The following is an 18,464-nucleotide window of genomic DNA, read 5'->3' as shown; positions in this document are numbered from 1 at the left end:
CCGGCTTGATTTTATTCCTGCCGCCCACACCCTGTTTTACTGCTACAATCTAATTGCCTTTTTCGGGGGCGACATGGCTTCGACGCGGATGTCAAAACCCAAGGTGCATGCCGAGGTCGCAAATCAACCTCGTTAATCAATTTGCAACCTAAGCTAGTTGCGAACGACGACAACTACGCTCTAGCAGCTTAAAAAGCCTGCTAGTGCCCGACCGGTAAGTGTCTGTGCTTCCGGACCCGGGTATCGACTCTTGCAGACTCGCGGCAAGGCCCCGCTTCGGGCCGACCCGTTAAGAGCAAACGAAGATACGCGCAGGTTTTCCCTTTTCGTCGGGTAACCTCGCGCCGACAATCAAAGACGAAATAAGCATGTAGACCCGAGGGTCGAGAATCCGCGGACGCGGGTTCGATTCCCGCCGCCTCCACCAAGTCGGCCCCGTATCGCAAAGCGCGATACGGGGCTTTTTCTTGCCCGCCGGATCTGCCCGCCGGCCGTGCCGTTTGTTACCAGGCCGCCGTACGAACCCGGCCTCGATCGCGCCTGCCGCGAACAGCGTCCACATCGCAGTGTCCAAGCGCCGGTGCTGGGCATTACGAATCGCCTGCACGCCGTACATGGCATAGTTGATGCTAAGCCTTTGCCATGGTGGCCGTCTCACCCAAGCCCGCCACCGTTTGTTTGATGACCGCTATTCGGATTCGATGACCGACACCAACATCATCCTTTTCTTTGTCGGCCTGCTGCTTTTTCTGAGCGTAGTCGCCAGTTCGCTGGCGCGCTTCGGCCCGCCCTTACTGCTGATCTTTCTGCTGGTGGGCATGCTGGCCGGCCAGGACGGCCCGGGCCAGATCGATTTCGACAACGTGCCACTGGCGTTTTTCATCGCCAACCTGGCGCTGGCGATCATCCTGCTCGACGGCGGGCTGCGTACCCACCTGCAGACATTCCGGGTGGCACTATGGCCGGCGTTATCGTTGGCCACCGTGGGCGTGCTCGTATCGGCGTCGCTGGCCGGCGCGTTCATCGCGGTGTGGCTGAACCTGGACTGGCGTTATGGCCTGTTGCTGGGGTCGATCGTGGCCAGCACCGACGCGGCCGCCGTGTTCTCCCAGCTGCGCAGTTCCGGCGTCACCTTGAACCAGCGCGTTAGCGCCACCCTCGAGATCGAGTCCGGCACCAACGATCCGATGGCCATCTTCATGGTCACCTTCCTGCTGGCCACGATCGATGCCAGCGAAGGCTTCACCGCCTCGAGCATCGCCAGCGAAATCGTCTCGCAGTTCGGCATCGGGATCGCGGGCGGGCTGTTGCTGGGTTACGGCCTGTCGTTTCTGGCCTCGCGCGTGCGCCTCGTCGAGGGCCTGTATGCCCTGCTGGTGGCTTCCGGCGGACTGATGGCGTTCACCGCTATCAACCAGCTCGGCGGCAGTGGCTTTCTCGGAATCTATCTGGTGGGACTGGTGGTGGGCAATCGCCGCAACCATGCCTCAGAACACGTCTTCCGGGTGATGGACGGACTGGCCTGGATCGCCCAGGCCGGCATGTTTCTGGTGCTGGGCCTGCTGGTCAACCCGCACCAGCTGTGGGCGCATGCCGGCGCGGCCGCGCTGATCGCAGCATTCCTGATGTTCGTGGCCCGCCCGCTGGCGGTGTGGCTGAGCCTGCTGCCCTTCAACTTCCCGACCCGGGAGCAGGGTTTCATTGCCTGGGTGGGCCTGCGCGGCGCGGTGCCTATCGTGCTGTCGCTGTTCCCGCTGATGGCCGAACTCGAAGGCGCCCAGTTTCTATTCGATATCACCTTCGCGGTCGTGCTGGTATCGCTGATCGTGCAGGGCAGCTCCCTGGCCTGGACCGCGCGCCTGCTCAAGCTCGAGGTGCCGCAGGAACCGGGGCCGCAGGCAACCTTCGGCTTTCTCGGCCAACGCCGACAGAACTTCGTGTTGCTGGCCTTTCGTATCGAACCGGCGTCCAGCCTGGCCACCACGCAGGGAGAGGCCCTGCAGCGCTTCGAGGGTCTTCGCTGTATCGCGGTCACGCGCGCACATCGCCTGCTGTTTCCCAAGGCCCACTTCGTGTACGCCGTGGGCGACCTGCTGTATCTGATCACGCCGGCCCAGCACAGCGATGAACTCGGCAAACTCTTTCGTGGCGACACCAAGCATGCACCGGAGGCACGGCGGTTTTTCGGCAGTTTCACGCTGCGCGGCGATGCCGCGATGTCGGAGCTGGCCGGCGTATACGACCTGAGTCTGTCCGAACACCACTGGGAGCTGTCGATTGCCGACTATATGCGCCGTCGGCTCAAGCGCCGGCCCGTCGAAGGCGACGTGGTCGATGTCGACGGCCTGCGCCTGACCGTACGGTCACTGCATGCGGGCATCATCGAGACCGTCGGGCTGCAGCTGCACGATGACAGTGAGGCCGAGAGCGAAACCAAATCGACCAAGCGTCGCCGCGGATCGCCGCCACCTGCCGCCCACTGACGGCCCCGACGAAAGCGCACACCGGCGCGGTAGCGCAAGCGGCGGCTGTTATTCATTGGGTATCCGAACAGCTGAACGGATCAGCTTTTCTCAACGGCTTCGCGGCCTTTGGCTACCGCACGCATGCGTTCGCGCACGTGCGTTATCGGCCGGCAAACGGATGTATTGCTATAGGGTGCCTGAGCCGATGCCGCCCGAGCGTTGAGAACAGCCGCCAAGCACCGGTTTTCGCCGGGATCAGTCCCGTGGTTGACGCGGCCGGTGTGCGCCGCCAAACCCGTGTCCCTGGGCGAGACAGTAGGCGAGCCACTTGTTGAGCAACAGGTTGCGCGGCCATTGCGTGGCGAGCACGTCTTCGTCTATTTCCGGCACGCCGGCAAGCGCCACGTAGCGCGAGCGCGCGTCACAGGAGATGGCTTCGGCAAGCTGGGCATCCTGGTAGACGCGCAGCAACAGATCGGGATCGGCGTGGCGCGCCTCGCCTTCGCCGAACCAGTAGGTCAGATGCACGGTCGTGGTATAGCGACAGCGTTCGACCACGCGCAGATAGAGCGTGTCGTCGGCACCCCGCGATTCGGCCGTCTCGAAGGGCAGATCCAGCTCCGGCACCAGCCGCTCGAAGCGCCGGTAGTTGCTCTCGTAGAGGCCCATCAGGCCCGTAAAGCTCCGGGGCTGTGCCGCGGCCAGCCAGTGATTGCGTTGTAGTGTGGGCATCTAGCGGACTATACGGCAGGGTGAACGCTTTTCAAATCGGCCGGCCGATACCACGCTGAAGGCTTGGGGCCTGTCGTCGCGAGACAGGCCCTAGAAGGAGCGTCGACGGATGTTCTTGTCCTGCATGATCATGGTCGCGATCTCTTCGATCGACTTGTTGGTGGTTTCCGAGTAGGACAGGCCGTGGCGCTTGTACAGGCCTTCCGCCTGGCGCAGCTCGTAGGACACCTGCGGCAGCGCGGCATACTGGCTGCCCTTGCGGCGCTCGCTACGGATCTGGTGCAGGCGTTCGGCGTCGATCCACAGACCGTAGAGCTTGTCCTTGTGCTCGGCCAGCGCGGGCGGCAGCGTGCGTCGTTCGAGGTCTTCCTCGGTGAGCGGGTAGTTCGCGGCATACACGCCGTGCTGCATGGCCAGATAGATGCATACCGGCGTCTTGCCGCAGCGCGAGGGCGCGACGAGGATCACCTGGGCCTTGTGGTAGCCGTTCTCGCCCACGCCGTCATCGTGGGTCAACGCATAGTTCATCGCATCGATGCGCGATTCGTAGATATCCTCGTCGGCTATGCCATGAGCGCGCCCTTCCCGATGCGTGGACTTGGTATCGAGCGCGCCTTCCAGCGCCGGCACGAACTGGTCGAACAGGTCCAGAAACACCACGTTGCCTTCGCGCAAGATCTTGCGCACCTCCTCGCTGACCGTGGTCGAGAACACGATCGGTTTGAGGCCGCTCGCAGCGCCGGTGTGCTCCATGTATTCCAGCGCCGAACGCGCTTTTTCCGGCGTATTGACGAACGGCAGCGTCGACTGGCGGAAAGAGCCTTCGTCGAACTGGGTAAGCAGTGTCGCGCCCAGGGTTTCCGCGGTAATACCGGTGCGATCCGATAGGAAGAATATCGAGCGTTTGGGGTGATCGTTCGTTGTCATGACGGCTATCGTGCACGAGCGTCGAGGCTTCGACTAGCCATGTATTCGCGGCCATACCGGTCGCACGCAATGCGTTTTTCGACCCGGCAGCATTCGCGAATGTGTAAAATCGCGCTTTCGAACGTTTACCTGCGAGGACGCACATCTTGCAAAGCGAGCACGTGGCCTGGTTCAGCCAGCTGGGAATGAACGACGTCGAGACGGTAGGCGGCAAGAACGCCTCTCTGGGCGAAATGATCAGCCATCTTGCCGATGCGGGCGTGAATGTGCCGGACGGTTTCGCGACCACTGCCGATGCCTATCGCCAGTTTCTGGCCCACGACGGGCTGGCCGATCGCATCAACGCCGCGCTCGATGCGCTGGACGTCGACGACGTCGATGCCCTGGCCGAAACCGGTGACAAGATCCGCCGCTGGGTGATCGACCACCCCTTCCCGCCCGAGCTCGAAGACGCGATCCGTGAGTCTTTCGAAACGCTGGCCGGCGACAACGCGGATATTTCCGTGGCCGTGCGCTCGTCGGCAACCGCGGAAGACCTGCCCGACGCCTCCTTCGCCGGCCAGCAGGAAACCTTTCTCAACGTCCGCGGGCTCGACAACGTCATGCTCGCGATCAAGGACGTGTTTGCGTCGTTGTTCAACGACCGCGCGATTTCCTATCGCGTCCACAAGGGCTTCGAACACAGCCAGGTGGCCCTCTCGGCGGGCATCCAGCGCATGGTGCGTTCGGATACCGGTTCTTCGGGCGTCATGTTCACCATCGATACCGAGTCCGGCTTCGACCAGGTGGTGTTCATCACCAGCTCCTGGGGCCTGGGCGAGGCCGTGGTCCAGGGCGCGGTGAACCCCGACGAATTCTATGTCTACAAGCCCAACGTCGACGCCAAACGCCCGGCCATCCTGCGGCGGGTGAACGGCGGCAAGGCCGTGAAGATGGTCTATACCGCCGATCGCAGCCACGGCAAGACGACCGAGTTCGTGGACGTGGACGCCGCCGACCAGAGCCGCTTTTCGATCACCGATGCCGACGCCGAGGCCCTGGCTGCCCAGGCCCTGATCATCGAGCGCCACTATGGCCGGCCGATGGATATCGAATGGGGCAAGGACGGCGAAACCGGCGAACTCTATATCCTCCAGGCACGTCCGGAAACGGTGAAATCCAACAGCGGCGGTACGCTTGAACGCTACCAGCTCAACTCGGCCGGCCGCGACATTCTGGTGGAAGGCCGTTCGATCGGCCAGCGCGTGGGTGCCGGCAAGGTACGCAACGTCAAGTCCATCAAGGAAATGAACAAGGTCCAGGCCGGCGATATCCTGGTCACCGACATGACCGATCCGGACTGGGAGCCGGTCATGAAGCGCGCCTCGGCGATCGTGACCAACCGCGGCGGACGCACCTGCCACGCCGCGATCATCGCGCGCGAGCTCGGTATTCCGGCCGTGGTCGGCTCGGGCAACGCAACCGAAAAGCTCACCGACGGCATGCCGGTCACCGTGTCCTGTGCCGAGGGCGATACGGGCTATGTCTACGACGGCGAGATCGACTTCAACGTCGACGAGGTCTCGCTCGACAAGATGCCCGAGATCAACACCAAGATCATGATGAACGTGGGCAACCCCGAGCGCGCCTTCGACTTCTCCATGACGCCGAATGCCGGCGTGGGGCTGGCGCGGCTCGAGTTCATCATCAACCGCCAGATCGGCGTACACCCACGCGCCCTGCTGGAATACGACGAGCAGCCGGAGGATCTGAAAAAGACCATCGATGCGCATATCGCCGGCTATTCCAGCCCGGTCGAGTTCTATATCGATCGCCTGGTCGAAGGCATTGCCACGATTGCGGCCGCCTTTGCGCCCAAGCCGGTGATCGTGCGCCTGTCGGACTTCAAGTCCAACGAATACGCCAACCTCATCGGCGGCGAGCGCTTCGAGCCGGAGGAGGAAAACCCGATGATCGGCTGGCGCGGCGCCTCGCGCTATCTGGCCAAGGATTTCACCCCCTGCTTCGAGCTGGAGCTGGCCGCGGTCAAGCGTGTACGCAATGACATGGGTCTGAAGAACGTTCAGATCATGATCCCGTTCGTGCGCACGCTCGGCGAAGCCAAGGGCGTGAGCGATCTGCTTGCCGCACACGGCCTCAAGCGCGGCGAAGACGAGCTCAAGATCATCATGATGTGCGAGCTGCCCTCGAACGCGATTCTGGCCGACGAGTTCCTGGAATACTTCGACGGCTTCTCCATCGGCTCCAACGACATGACCCAGCTCTCGCTGGGGCTGGACCGCGACTCCGGGCTGATCTCGCATCTGTTCGACGAGCGCGACCCGGCGGTGAAGGTGATGCTGGAAAAAGCCATCTCGGCCTGCAAGCGCAACAATAAGTACGTAGGCATTTGCGGTCAGGGCCCGTCGGACTACCCCGATCTGGCCAAGTGGCTGCTCGAGCAGAATATCGAGAGCATGTCGCTCAACCCCGATACCGTGGTCAGCACCTGGCTCTATCTGGCCGGCGAAAACGTATAGGCCCTGTATTTTCGAAAAGTCAGGAGACCCTATGCCCGCCAAGCTGCCCCTGTTCGTCGACGCCGAGCAGCTGAACGCCGTGATCGGCGATGCCGACGTTCAGATCATCGCCGTCGACAGCGCCAGCGATTATGACCGGGCGCATATCCCGGGGGCACTGCAAATCGCGATAAGCGATTTCACGGCCAGCGCGGCACCGGTCGCCGGCCTGCTGCCGGATGCCCGGCAGCTTGCCGACGTCTTTTCCGACGCCGGGCTGCGTAACGATGCCCATATCGTGGCCTACGACCGGGCCGGCGATTCCCAGGCCGCACGCCTGCTGTATACGCTCGACGTGATGGGGCATGAGCGTATCTCGTTGCTCGACGGCGGGCTGTCGGCCTGGCATGAAGCCGGGCTTGCGCTGGAAAGCGGGCCGCCCCAGGCCGGCGCCAGCGCGTTTAACGTCGAACCCCGGGCCGAAGGCATTGCCGATCGCGGGTGGATCGAGGCGCATCTGAACGATCCCGGCGTGGCGTTTCTGGACGTGCGCAGCGCGCCCGAATATGCCGGCACCGATGTGCGCAGCGCCCGTGGCGGCCATATCCCCCGCGCAATCAACCTTGACTGGAATCTGCTCAAGGGCCCGGACGGCCGGCTGCGTCCGCGCACGGAGCTGCTTCAGGTCATCTCCGATCACGATATCGAAAGCGAGCACGAGATCGTCAACTATTGCCAGAGCCATATGCGCTCCTCGTATAGCTATCTCGTACTCAAGTATCTGGGCTTCGACAAGGTTCGCGGCTATCCCGGGGCCTGGTCGGACTGGGGCAACGCCACGGATACGCCCATCAGCGACACGCTCGACGCAAGCTGACGATGCCCGGCCCGGCCACGCGCAGGGCGCCTGCGCGCCGCCCACGGTACGGGCCAGCCCCTGGTTCTGAGCCGGGCCGATTCATGCAGGGTTCCATCGCGGCGCTTGTTTCAAGCGTGAAGGCGTCGGCGTGAGTGATCGCGCCGTGGACCTACGCCGCGGCGCGATGATGGCCGTGGCCGGCGCCGCGGCCTTTGCCGTGGTCAGCGCCTGCATAAAGCTTGTGGGCAGCGATCTGCCCAATACGGTGGTCGTATTCTTTCGCAATCTGTTCGCGCTGGCGGTGCTCCTGCCGTGGCTTGCGCGACGCGGGCCGACAGCCGTATCCATGCGTACCGCTCGGCCGGGCATGCATTTACTGCGGGCAACGACCGGCCTCGGGGCCATGTACTGCTTTTTCTATGCGCTGTCGCAGATGCCACTGGCCAGCGCGGTACTGCTCAACTACAGCCAGCCGTTGTTTCTGCCCTTCATTGCCTGGCTATGGCTGGGCGAGCGGCCAGCCGCGCGTATCTTTCCCGCAGTGATCATCGGGTTCATCGGCGTGCTGCTTATTCTCAAGCCCGGCCTCGGCTGGCAGGGCCCCGCAGGGTTGGCCGGCCTGGCGGCCGGGCTGTTGGCTGCGACCTCAATGGCGGCCATTCGTCGGATGTCCGATACCGAGCCGACCGTACGTATCGTGATGTATTTCAGCGTGCTGGGCACTCTCGTATCCGCCGTCCCTGCGATCGTCTATTGGCAGACGCCTACGCCCGCGCAATGGCTGGCGCTGTTTGGCGCCGGCAGTATCGCAACGGCCGGCCAGCTGCTGCTCACCCGGGCCTACAGCCTGGCACCGGCTGCGCATATCGGCGCCCTGATCTATACCACGGTGTTGTTCGCGGCCCTGATCGGTTGGGCAGGATGGCAGGAAACGCCCGACCTTTTGAGCGCGCTCGGCGCGGCAGCGGTGATCTGCGCAGCGTTGATCGTGGTCGTGACCCGCCGTCGGCGCAGCTAGGGCAAACCACCCATGAAACACGCGCTGCGCGCATTGACGCGCCGAATTCTGCCCGCAAACAAAGCAGGCTATCGCGGCCCGGTAAGCGATCATTTCGACGGCCGGCGTTTTCATAACCCATCTCCGATGCGCCACCGCCCCGGCGATCTACTGCGCTGGTGGCGCAACCGCGACAGCCAGCCCTGGCAACGGATCGAACACTTCGATCCGCCGCCCTCGCCGGCGCAGTGCGTTGACGACGGCCTGTGCATCACCTGGATCAACCACGCCACGGTGCTGATTCAGACCGCCGGCCTGAACATTCTCACCGACCCCATCTTTTCCCAGCGCGCCAGCCCCCTGTCCTGGGCGGGTCCGCGCCGTTATCACCCGCCCGGTGTGGCGTTCGACGCCCTGCCGCCCATTCATGTCGTCGCCATCAGCCATGCCCACTACGACCATCTCGACCGCGCGTCGATCCGGCGACTGATCGCCCGGTTCGACCCGCTGTTCGTGGTGCCGCTGGGCCTCGAGGCCTGTATCCACCGTTTCGGTGGCCGGCGCGTGGTCAGTCGAGACTGGTGGCAGGGTCTGGATTTGAGCGCGCGGGTTCGGGTTACGCTCACGCCCGCGCGGCACTGGTCCCGGCGTGGCCTGTTCGACCGTAATCGCAGCCTATGGGCCGGTTTCTGGTTCGACGCCCCGGCAGGCCCGATCTATTTTGCTGGCGATACCGGCATGGGGTCGCATTTTCAGGCGATACGACAGCACCTGGGCGCGCCGCGTATCGCGCTGTTGCCGATTGGCGCCTATGAGCCGCGCTGGTTCATGGCCCCGCAACACATGAACCCGAGCGACGCCGTTGAAGCACATGAACGACTCGGCGCCTGCCAGAGTGTTGGTATCCACTTCGCGACCTTCAAGCTCACAGACGAAGGTCAACACGCGCCGGCCACCGCATTGGCGAGCGCGCGGGCGGCCGCCGGGCTCGCCGCCGAGCACTTCATCGTGCCCGCGTTCGGGCAGTCCCTGCACTTCGAATCGAACGCAACAGGACGGGGTTAGGGCCCGTCGTCACGGGATATGCCATCGCATTGCCCGTGCCGGGCGTGTCAGGCAAGGCGCGGGCCGATATCGACGCGTTATTTATTGCGCCGGCGCCAAGAAATGACCGCCGATACCACCAATCCGTTGTTCCTTCGCAATCGCGGCGCAGCCGCTGCATGCGCCGCCAGCGCTTGCCTTAAGCGGCTGGCGTGGCGGTTAGCGACCGCGTGCCGATTCGCCGACCGCAACGGCGCGTGACTGGTGGTGCAGCTGCCATTCCGCCAGCCATTCGCACAGTTTGTCGAACGGCATGGGCCGACCCATGTAATAGCCCTGAATGATGTCGCAGCCCAGTTCGCGCAGCTTGACGCTCTGGTTTTCATACTCGATGCCTTCTGCCACCGCCCGTAGGCCCAGCGCATGCCCGAGCTCGATCGTTGCCTTGACGATGGCCATGTCGGTATCGGACTCGAGCATATCGGTGACGAACGAGCGGTCAATCTTGATTTCGCTGGCCGGCAGGCGCTTGAGATAGGTCAGCTGCGAATAGCCGGTGCCGAAGTCGTCGATCGAGATATGGATGCCCATGTTCGATACGCGCGTTACCACATCCATGGTGCGGCGCTGATCGGACATGAGCGTGTCTTCGGTGATCTCGATAGTCAGCACTTCCGAAGGTACTTCGTAGGTCGCCAACAGATCGGCCAGCAAGTCCGGAAACTCCGGGTCGAGAAGCGAGCGCGCCGACAGGTTGACCGATACGCCAATGGACCAGCCTTGCTTGCGCAGGGCCGCATTGTATTCTAGCGCCCTGCGCAGCACCCATTTGGACAGCTCATTCATCAGGCCGGCACGTTCGGCGCGCGGTATGAACTCGCCCGGTGGCAAAAAGCCGCGGCGCGGGTGCTGCCAGCGCACCAGCGCTTCCATGCCGTGTACTTCGTCCGCCTGAACATCGATGAGCGGCTGCAGATACAGCACCAGCTGGTCTTGTTCGATGGCGGTGCGCAGTTCCGCGCTGAGGCTGTGCATTTCGGCGTCTTCGACCGGCATCGCGGTCTGCACCAGTTCGAAGCCGCCGCCGCCGGCCTTGGCATGCTGCATCGCCCCGTCGGCGGCATTCACCAGCCCGAAGGAATCGGTGGCGTTGTCCGGATAGATCGCACCGCCAACGCTGGCAGCGAGGTTCAACGAGAGCTTGTCCAGCGTACACGGCGGAATCAGGACGTCGCGCATGCGCTGGGCCAGGTCTTCGAGCGCGCGGGTGGATTGCAGGCCGTCGACCGCCAGACCGAAGCTGTTGCCGCCCAGTCTGGCCAGAATCGAACCGGTATTTTCCGTGGCGTTGGAGAGCCGGCGTGCCACGCTTTTGAGTACGCGATCCCCGTTGGCCGCGCCGAACTGATCGTTGACTTCCGAAAAGCCGTCGAGGTCGAGCACGATGACGCCGACCCGCGTGCGATTGAGCTCGGCGTTGCCCAGCGTGGCGTCGAGCTGCTGCAAAAAGTAAGCGCGGTTGGCCAGACCGGTCAGCGTGTCTTCCTGTTCGAGACGCCGTGCTTCGGCCTGGAGCGCGAGCTTTTCGTTGTGCTCTCCATCCGGGTTCTTGGATCGCGCGCGCGCCGAATCGTCGGCAAAGACCACCGCCACGCCCTGGCCCCACAGGGCGAAGACAAAAGGCATCAGGTCCAGTGCCAGCAGCATGGGGTTGCCCACCTGGGCCGCGTACAGATTGGCCAGCGTCAGCGACTCGCCCGATAGCATGACCGCTGCAACGGTGGCCATCAGCACCGCGAATACCGCGATCGCGAAGCCATAAACGGCGTAGCGGGACATACCGCCACGAAAGACCGACGTGATCCGGGATAAAGACGTTGCGTTCGACTGCTGCAAGAAGGCCTCCCCCGGGGGAGCGTTCACTCCGACACCGGCATCTTCAAAAAACTTCTAAATTACCAAGCACTACAACGCCGTAACTGGATCGACCGGCGGTTATGGCCGGCCGCGACCGAGCGGCACGTCGGCCGCTTCCAACGCGGCCACGAGCGCTGTGAAGGCATTATCGGCCGCAACCGGCGTTCCCCTTACCCCAAATTCGATAGAACGTTTGCCGCTGGCGTTCGGCAGACAGGCGATACGCACATCCGGATGTGCGTCCATGACCTGTTGCATGAGGTCGATGAGCGCGCTTTCCGGGGTATCGAGCACTTCCAGCAGCCGTTCGACGTTGCGTTCTGCGCGCTGCAGATGCGGGTAGTGGGTATCCAGCACCCATTCGATCATCGGCCAGGCCATGCTGGGGAAACCGGGCACGAAATGATGATGGCCGAACTTGAAACCGGGCACCTGATTGACCGGGTTGGGAATGACCGTAGCACCGACCGGCCACTCCACCATGTGGATGCGCTTGGGATAGGCCTCGTCACCGAACCGCGCTTCCAGCAGCGCTCGGCCTTCGGAATTGAATTCCAGCGCCACGCCGGCTGCAGCCGCCGCGCACTGGCGGGTTCGGTCGTCGGGGGTGGCACCGATACCGCCAAAGCTGAACACGATGTCGTTACCTGCCAGCGTTTCGCGCAGCGTGGCTTCCAGCAGCCCGGCATCGTCGCCGACCATGCGTGCCCAGGACAGCTCCATGCCCCGCGCGTCGAGGATCTCGATGACCCGCGGCATGTGCTTGTCCTGGCGCTTGCCCGAAAGCAGTTCGTCGCCTATCAAGACAATGCCGATACGTTGCGCTACAGAAGACGGGCTGTGATCCACGTGCTGCGAGGCCTCTTGTTTTTTATCTGATACAAACAAGCGGGCCACGTCGAAACGTGGCCCGCTCGTATCACTTCATGCCAAGCCGGTATCAGGCTTCCGGCAGCCAGCCGGACTGCTCGATGGCACCGAAGATATCGGTTTCGGTGGTGATGCCCATCGGCTCGCCATCCTTGCCGGCCACCAGCAAACGGCTGATGTTGTTCTCGGCAATGGTGTTGGCCGCATCGCGCAGATGCGTTTCCGGGGCCACGGTGACCACCGGGCGCGAGGCGATCTCGCCCACCGTGATATCCGTGGGCGATTTACCCTCGCGCACGATCTTGGTGACGATATCGCGACGGGTCATGATGCCCCACTCGCCGGAATCGTTGGGCTCGACCACCAGCGACGAGACTTCGTTCTTGCGCATCTCGTGCATGGCGTCATGCACGCTGGTCTCGTCGGTGACGGTAATCAGCGTACGCGTCATCACGTCCGATACGCTCGTGGGCGTGCGCCCGCTGGCGATCATCTCTTCCATGGGCTGAAGCAGACGACGGATCTCACGCTGCTTGCGCTCGCGGGCAAGCTTTTCGCTGCGCTGCTTGCGCTTGGTTTCCAGGTCGATACCGCCGTTGATCTGCTCGATCAGCGCATCGGCGAATTCCTTGGTACCCACTTCCGTGGCGCCTTCCATGTTGCGGGCGAAATCGTAGGTCACGATCTTGTCCGCGAGCACTTCCGGATAGGCCAGCGAAATCAGGTCAGCGGCTTCCTGCCAGCCGATGTATTCGAGCATGTTCACGCCCGAGAACAGCAGCGAACCCGGGTTGACCTTGTTCTTGTCGGCGTACTTGGGTGCTGTGCCGTGGGTGGCCTCGAACACGGCGATGTTATCGGACATGTTGGCACCCGGGGCGATGCCGATACCGCCGACCTCGGCCGCCGCGGCGTCCGAGAGGTAGTCGCCGTTGAGGTTCATGGTGGCCAGCACGTCGAAATCGTCCGGGCGCAGCAGCATGAGCTGGAAGATGATGTCGGCGATGCGATCCTTGATCACGATCTTGCCTTCCGGCTGACGACCGTTGTACTCGGAGTACAGCTGGTCCTCGGTGATCGTGCAGTGGCCGAACTCTTCGCGGGCGACTTCATAACCCCAGGCACGGAAGGCGCCCTCGGTGAACTTCATGATGTTGCCCTTGTGCACCAGGGTCACCGATTCGCGGCCGTTGTCGATCGCGTACTGGATGGCCTTGCGCACGAGACGCTTGGTGCCGAACTCCGAGATCGGCTTGATGCCGAGGCCGGCATCCTCGAAGAAGTCGGCCTTCATTTCCTCCTTGAGGAACTTGGCCAGCTTCTTGTTCTCTTCGGTGCCGGACTGGTATTCGATACCGCAGTAGACGTCTTCGGTGTTCTCGCGAAAGATCACCACGTCGACCTTGCCCGGGTCTTTCAGCGGCGACGGCACGCCCGCGTAGTGGCGCACGGGGCGAACACAGGCGTAGAGGTCGAGTTCCTGACGCAGCGAGACGTTGAGCGAGCGAAAGCCCTCGCCGACCGGCGTGGTCAGCGGGCCCTTGATGGCGACCCACAGGTCCTTGATGGCTTCCAGCGTTTCGGCCGGGAAGTAGTCGCCGTCGTAGACCTTGGCAGCCTTTTCGCCCATGAACAGCTCGGCCCAATGAATCTTGCGCTTGCCGCCATAGGCTTTCTCGACCGCCGCGTCCCAGATGCGCAGACAGGCCTTGGTGATATCGGGGCCGATCCCGTCGCCCTCGACATAGCCGAGGATGGGGTTGTCCGGCACATTCATCTGATCGTTTTCGACGGTGATCTTCTGTCCGTCTTCGGGCAAGCGCACGTGCTTGTAGGCCATGGGCCGCTACTCCTTGTATATCTCGCGTAAAAAGCAGGCCGCCGGCTTGTGCCGGCGGCGCTGGAATTCGAATCAGCCCTTGTTGGCTGCGTTTTCGAGCATCGTCTTGAGCTCGCCGGACTGGAACATGTCGATCACGATATCCGAACCGCCCACCAGCTCGCCGTTGACGAACAGCTGCGGGATGGTCGGCCAGTTCGAATAGACCTTCACGCCCTGGCGATAGATCTCTTCGTCGTCAAATACGTTGACGGCCTTGAACGGCACGCCGCAGGCCTTGATCGCCTCGGCGCTGCGTGCCGAAAAACCGCACTGCGGGAAGTCCGGGGTGCCCTTCATGTAAAGCACGATCGGATTGTTCTCGACCTCGTTCTTGATGACTTCCATTGCCTTCGCGCTCATGGCGTTGTCCTCTGATTCGAAAAAACTGTTATTGGCTCGATTATAACGCGCCTGTCGAGGCCACGTTACGACGAAACGCCGTAACCGCCGCCGCCGGCCGAGATGATCATGAGGCGTTGCCCGGCGTTTGCAACGCCGGTGCATTTCGGTGCGAGCGTATCGCTATCGAGCCGATTTTCGCCCGGCGCGCCGTCGCCCCCGCCCGCGCGCGCCCAGGGCGCATGCCGGCGGCGCTCGGCGAGCACCGTATAGCTGGCCTCGGCAAGGAACTCGATCTCGCGGATCAGCCCGTCCCCGCCGCGGTGTGCGCCCGTGCCGCCGCTGTCGCGGCGCAGCGCATATCGACGCATGCGCAGGGGGAAATGACGCTCGAGCACCTCGACCGGTGTATTGAGCGTGTTGGTCATATGGGCCTGTACACCGCTGGCCCCGGCCCGATTCGGCCCGGCGCCCAGGCCGCCGCCCATGGTTTCGTAATAATCCCAGGCTGTATCGGCACCGTGCGAACCCAGCGCGACGTTGTTCATGCTGCCGTGGCTGGCTGCCGGAATACGATCGTCGATGGCGTGGGCGAGCGCGCCGAGCACGGCATCCACGACGCGCTGGCTGGTTTCCACGTTGCCGGCTGCCACCGCGCGCGGATGGCGTGCGTTGAGCAGCGACCCTTCGGGGGCGCTGATTTGGATATCCTCGAACGCCCCGGCACAGGCGGGTACCTGTTCCGGCATCAGGCAGCGAAAGACATAGAGCGCGCCCGCGGCGGTCACCGAAAGCGGGCAGTTCACGTTGCCTGCCGTCTGCTGCGCACTGCCGTCGAAATCGACGGCGATACGGCCATCGTCGATATCGATCCGACAGGCGATCGCCAGGTCGCGGTTGCCCTGGCCGTCGTCGTCGAGCACATCGGTGAACGTATAGCGGCCGTTGGGCAATTCGCGCAGCGCGCTGGCGGCCAGTTCCCGGGCATAGTCGTTGTACTCGCGCAGCCGCTCGCGAAAGGCATGCACATCAGCGGCCTCGCCCTCGCCGATCAGCGCCGACAAACGTTTCAAGCCGACCCGATTGGCCGCGATCTGGGCGCTGAAATCCCCGCGTGCAATCGGCGGGTTGCGCAGATGCTCGAGCCAACCACCCAGTACCGATTCGTCGATACGATCGTTATCCACCAGCGCGACCGGCGTGATCACGAGCCCTTCTTCATCGAGGCTGCTCGACAGCGGCATGGACCCGGGCGAGTCGGCCCCGATATCGGCGTGGTGGGCACGATTGGCCACGAAGGCGACCAGCTGCTCGCCCACGAACAGCGGCGCGATCAGGGTCACGTCCGGCAGATGCGTGCCGCCCAGATACGGATCGTTGAGCGCGATCATCTGCCCCGGCGCCCAATCGCGCGCGGCGACGATATCGGCCATGGCATACGCCATGCTGCCCAGATGCACCGGGATATGCGCCGCCTGGGCGCACAGGCGCCCCTGGGCATCGAACACCGCGCAGGAGTAATCCAGCCGATCGCGGATATTGGGCGAAAAGGCAGCCTGCGCGAGGCTCGCGCCCATCTCTTCACAGACCGCGGTGATACGGCTGGCGAAAATCGCCAGTTCGATGGCGTCGGCGGGCCTGGAATGCGCTTTATCGTTCATGGGGTCGAGTCTAGGGCCTGTCGACGTTTCGTACGAGCCCGCGCCAGGCGGGCGCTCGTCGGCACGGCCTGGATCGCCCACCAGAATAAGCCGGCGCGGCCCGCGGCGTTGCGCGTATTGGTCTTGGCACGCTCGACACGGCGACTCGCCCCTTGCGGACAGGCTGCGCGATCCCGCGACAGGCCCTCGCAGCGCCCGCGCAAACCGCCCGTCGTGTCGTGCGGCAAAGCCGCGTGGCAGCGCGGATATGCCCGCCGCGCTTTGAAAAATGACGGACAAACCCTATATAACTAGTCGGCGTTGATTCACTCATCTCAATACAAGGGATACGTCATGGCATTTGAACTGCCCGATCTACCTTATGACTACGACGCGCTCGAACCGTATATCGACGGTCGTACGATGGAGATTCACTACGAGAAGCATCACAACGCTTATCTGACCAAATTCAAGAAAGCCATCGAAGGCACCGAGCTCGAAGATCAGGATCTGGAAACGATTCTGTCCAAGGCCGGCCAGCACGGCCCGGGCGTTCGCAACCAGGGTGGCGGTTACTTCAACCACATCCTTTTCTGGGACAGCATGTCGCCTTCCGGCGGAGGCAAGCCGACCGGCGGCCTGGGTACCGCGATCGATTCCAGCTTCGGCTCCTTCGATGCCTTCAAGGAAGAGTTCACGAACGCGGCCACCGGCCTGTTCGGTTCGGGCTTCGTATGGCTGGTCCCGCAGGGCAACCAGCTCAAGATCGTGTCCACCCAGAACCAGGACAACCCGATCATGGACGTCGTGTCCGAATCCGGTAAGCCGGTGATGGGCCTGGACGTCTGGGAGCATGCCTTCTACCTGAAGTACCAGAACCGCAAGCCGGAATACGTGGATGCCTGGTGGAACGTCGTCAACTGGGACGGCATCGCCAAGCGCTACGACGAGCAGGTCGGCTAGAACGATCCGCAGTTTGCGCTAGAATACGGCCCCGTCGCGATGCGGCGGGGTCGTTTTTCGTTTGGGGGATCGGTATTGCGGCGATCCGGTTTCGACGTATGCAACCACCCCATCAGGACGCCTTATGGCCAATTCGCATCTAATTCCGACTTATAAACGCCAGCCCATCGCCTTCGAGCGCGGCGAAGGCGCGTGGCTGTTCGACAGCCAGGGCGAGCGCTATCTCGATGCCCTTTCCGGCATCGCGGTGAACACGCTCGGCCATGCCCATCCGGCACTGGTCGAGGCCATTGCCGATCAGGCCGGCCGACTGTTGCACACCTCCAACCTCTACGAGATCGACGTCCAGACACGTCTGGCCGACCGCCTGTGCGAAGTCGCCGGCATGGACGCCGTATTCTTCGGCAACAGTGGCAGCGAGGCCAACGAGGCCGCCATCAAGCTGGCCCGGCTGCATGGCCACAAGCGCGGCATCGACAAGCCGGTGGTCGTGGTCATGGAGAATTCCTTTCATGGGCGCACCCTCGCCGCCCTGGCTGCGACCGGCAACGCCAATGCCCAGAAAGGTTTCGGACCCCTGCCCGAAGGCTTTCTGCGCGTACCCTATGGCGATCTCGACGCCATCGCCGCGCTCGACGACGCCAATATCGCCGCGGTGCTGGTCGAACCGATCCAGGGCGAAGGCGGCGTGCGCGTACCGCCGGCCGACTTTCTGCCCGGCATACGCCGGCTCTGCGACGAACGCGACTGGCTGATGATGGTCGACGAAGTACAAAGCGGCGTCGGCCGCACCGGCCACTGGTTCGCCCACCAGGCCACCGGCATCACCCCGGATGTGATGGGCCTGGCCAAGGGGCTGGCCGGCGGCGTGCCCATCGGCGCGGCGCTGGTCTCCGGCAAGGCCACGCCCCTGTTCGGGCCGGGCAGCCACGGCTCCACCTTTGGCGGCAATCCGCTGGCCTGTCGTGCGGCGCTGGCCGTACTGGAAACCATCGAAACCGAGGGCTTGCTGGCCCATGCCCAGGCCATGGGCGATTCCATTCGCAGCCAGATCGAGGCGCGCGTCGACGGCCTTGACCACGTCAAGGATATCCGCGGCATGGGCCTGATGATTGGCATCGAGCTGGCCGAGCCCTGCGCACACCTCGTGGACACCGCCCGCGAACAGGGCATTCTGCTCAACGTCACCGCCGCCAACGTCATTCGACTGTTGCCACCGTTGATCATCGGCCCGGCCGAGGTCGAACGACTGGTGGACGGCGTGTGCTATCTCATCGAAAGCGTCGCCGCGCCGGCGAGCCATTCCACTCGTTCCAACCAAGCAAGCTGAC

Annotated in this window: 14 protein-coding genes and 1 other RNA gene; 8 read left to right on the top strand and 7 right to left on the bottom strand. The window is 63.4% G+C overall.

Annotated features, from left to right (window positions below; all coding sequences use genetic code 11):
- Positions 1 to 64: 64 nt before the first annotated feature.
- Together ssrA and C84B14_RS01095 are read left to right on the top strand one after the other, a co-directional pair.
- Positions 65 to 427, top strand: a transfer-messenger RNA (tmRNA) gene (ssrA, locus tag C84B14_RS01100).
- 274 nt (positions 428 to 701) lie between these two features.
- The gene (locus tag C84B14_RS01095) at positions 702 to 2,483 is read left to right on the top strand and encodes a potassium/proton antiporter (protein WP_353221496.1); all 1,782 of its coding nucleotides are present in this window, start codon (positions 702 to 704) and stop codon (positions 2,481 to 2,483) included.
- Positions 2,484 to 2,720: 237 nt separating this feature from the next.
- Here the strand turns inward: C84B14_RS01095 and C84B14_RS01090 are convergent, their stop codons facing one another.
- Together C84B14_RS01090 and ppsR are read right to left on the bottom strand one after the other, a co-directional pair.
- Positions 2,721 to 3,197, bottom strand: coding sequence for a DUF1249 domain-containing protein (locus C84B14_RS01090; RefSeq protein WP_353221495.1), 477 nt, complete (start codon positions 3,195 to 3,197; stop codon positions 2,721 to 2,723).
- A 90-nt stretch (positions 3,198 to 3,287) separates the two neighbouring features.
- Positions 3,288 to 4,124 carry a posphoenolpyruvate synthetase regulatory kinase/phosphorylase PpsR gene (gene ppsR / locus C84B14_RS01085; RefSeq protein WP_353221494.1) on the bottom strand — a complete coding sequence of 279 codons (837 nt, stop codon included), beginning with the start codon at positions 4,122 to 4,124 and terminating at the stop codon, positions 3,288 to 3,290.
- A gap of 146 nt (positions 4,125 to 4,270) precedes the next feature.
- Between ppsR and ppsA the strand changes: the two genes are divergently transcribed.
- From ppsA to C84B14_RS01065, 4 genes are all read left to right on the top strand, one after another.
- Positions 4,271 to 6,643, top strand: coding sequence for a phosphoenolpyruvate synthase (gene ppsA, locus C84B14_RS01080; RefSeq protein ID WP_353221493.1), 2,373 nt, complete (start codon positions 4,271 to 4,273; stop codon positions 6,641 to 6,643).
- A 31-nt stretch (positions 6,644 to 6,674) separates the two neighbouring features.
- The gene (locus C84B14_RS01075; protein ID WP_353221492.1) at positions 6,675 to 7,499 is read left to right on the top strand and encodes a sulfurtransferase; all 825 of its coding nucleotides are present in this window, start codon (positions 6,675 to 6,677) and stop codon (positions 7,497 to 7,499) included.
- A 130-nt stretch (positions 7,500 to 7,629) separates the two neighbouring features.
- Positions 7,630 to 8,499: a DMT family transporter gene (locus C84B14_RS01070; protein WP_353221491.1), complete on the top strand. Its 870-nt coding sequence runs from the start codon at positions 7,630 to 7,632 to the stop codon at positions 8,497 to 8,499.
- 126 nt (positions 8,500 to 8,625) lie between these two features.
- The gene (locus C84B14_RS01065) at positions 8,626 to 9,543 is read left to right on the top strand and encodes an MBL fold metallo-hydrolase (protein ID WP_353221490.1); all 918 of its coding nucleotides are present in this window, start codon (positions 8,626 to 8,628) and stop codon (positions 9,541 to 9,543) included.
- Positions 9,544 to 9,741: 198 nt separating this feature from the next.
- On the opposite strand, the gene C84B14_RS01060 is transcribed toward C84B14_RS01065, so the two are convergent.
- From C84B14_RS01060 to C84B14_RS01040, 5 genes are all read right to left on the bottom strand, one after another.
- Positions 9,742 to 11,361 carry a putative bifunctional diguanylate cyclase/phosphodiesterase gene (locus C84B14_RS01060; protein ID WP_353221489.1) on the bottom strand — a complete coding sequence of 540 codons (1,620 nt, stop codon included), beginning with the start codon at positions 11,359 to 11,361 and terminating at the stop codon, positions 9,742 to 9,744.
- 156 nt (positions 11,362 to 11,517) lie between these two features.
- On the bottom strand, positions 11,518 to 12,243 hold the full coding sequence (locus tag C84B14_RS01055; RefSeq protein WP_353221488.1) for a competence/damage-inducible protein A: 726 nt from the start codon (positions 12,241 to 12,243) through the stop codon (positions 11,518 to 11,520).
- Between the two features lie 136 nt (positions 12,244 to 12,379).
- Positions 12,380 to 14,149, bottom strand: coding sequence for an isocitrate dehydrogenase (NADP(+)) (gene icd, locus C84B14_RS01050; protein ID WP_353221487.1), 1,770 nt, complete (start codon positions 14,147 to 14,149; stop codon positions 12,380 to 12,382).
- A gap of 72 nt (positions 14,150 to 14,221) precedes the next feature.
- The gene (gene grxD, locus C84B14_RS01045; RefSeq protein ID WP_293627168.1) at positions 14,222 to 14,551 is read right to left on the bottom strand and encodes a Grx4 family monothiol glutaredoxin; all 330 of its coding nucleotides are present in this window, start codon (positions 14,549 to 14,551) and stop codon (positions 14,222 to 14,224) included.
- Positions 14,552 to 14,616: 65 nt separating this feature from the next.
- The gene (locus C84B14_RS01040) at positions 14,617 to 16,191 is read right to left on the bottom strand and encodes a hydantoinase B/oxoprolinase family protein (protein ID WP_353221486.1); all 1,575 of its coding nucleotides are present in this window, start codon (positions 16,189 to 16,191) and stop codon (positions 14,617 to 14,619) included.
- A 333-nt stretch (positions 16,192 to 16,524) separates the two neighbouring features.
- Here C84B14_RS01040 and C84B14_RS01035 point away from each other — a divergent pair, with 333 nt between their 5' ends.
- Positions 16,525 to 17,133 carry a superoxide dismutase gene (locus C84B14_RS01035; RefSeq protein ID WP_353221485.1) on the top strand — a complete coding sequence of 203 codons (609 nt, stop codon included), beginning with the start codon at positions 16,525 to 16,527 and terminating at the stop codon, positions 17,131 to 17,133.
- 124 nt (positions 17,134 to 17,257) lie between these two features.
- Positions 17,258 to 18,463 carry an acetylornithine transaminase gene (locus C84B14_RS01030; RefSeq protein ID WP_353221484.1) on the top strand — a complete coding sequence of 402 codons (1,206 nt, stop codon included), beginning with the start codon at positions 17,258 to 17,260 and terminating at the stop codon, positions 18,461 to 18,463.
- Position 18,464 lies beyond the last annotated feature (1 nt).

The sequence above is a fragment of the Salinisphaera sp. C84B14 genome (assembly GCF_040361435.1).
In the GTDB taxonomy this organism is placed as follows: domain Bacteria; phylum Pseudomonadota; class Gammaproteobacteria; order Nevskiales; family Salinisphaeraceae; genus Salinisphaera.
Note: the sequence above shows the minus strand (reverse complement) of the source record. Positions and strands in the feature narration are given on the sequence as shown.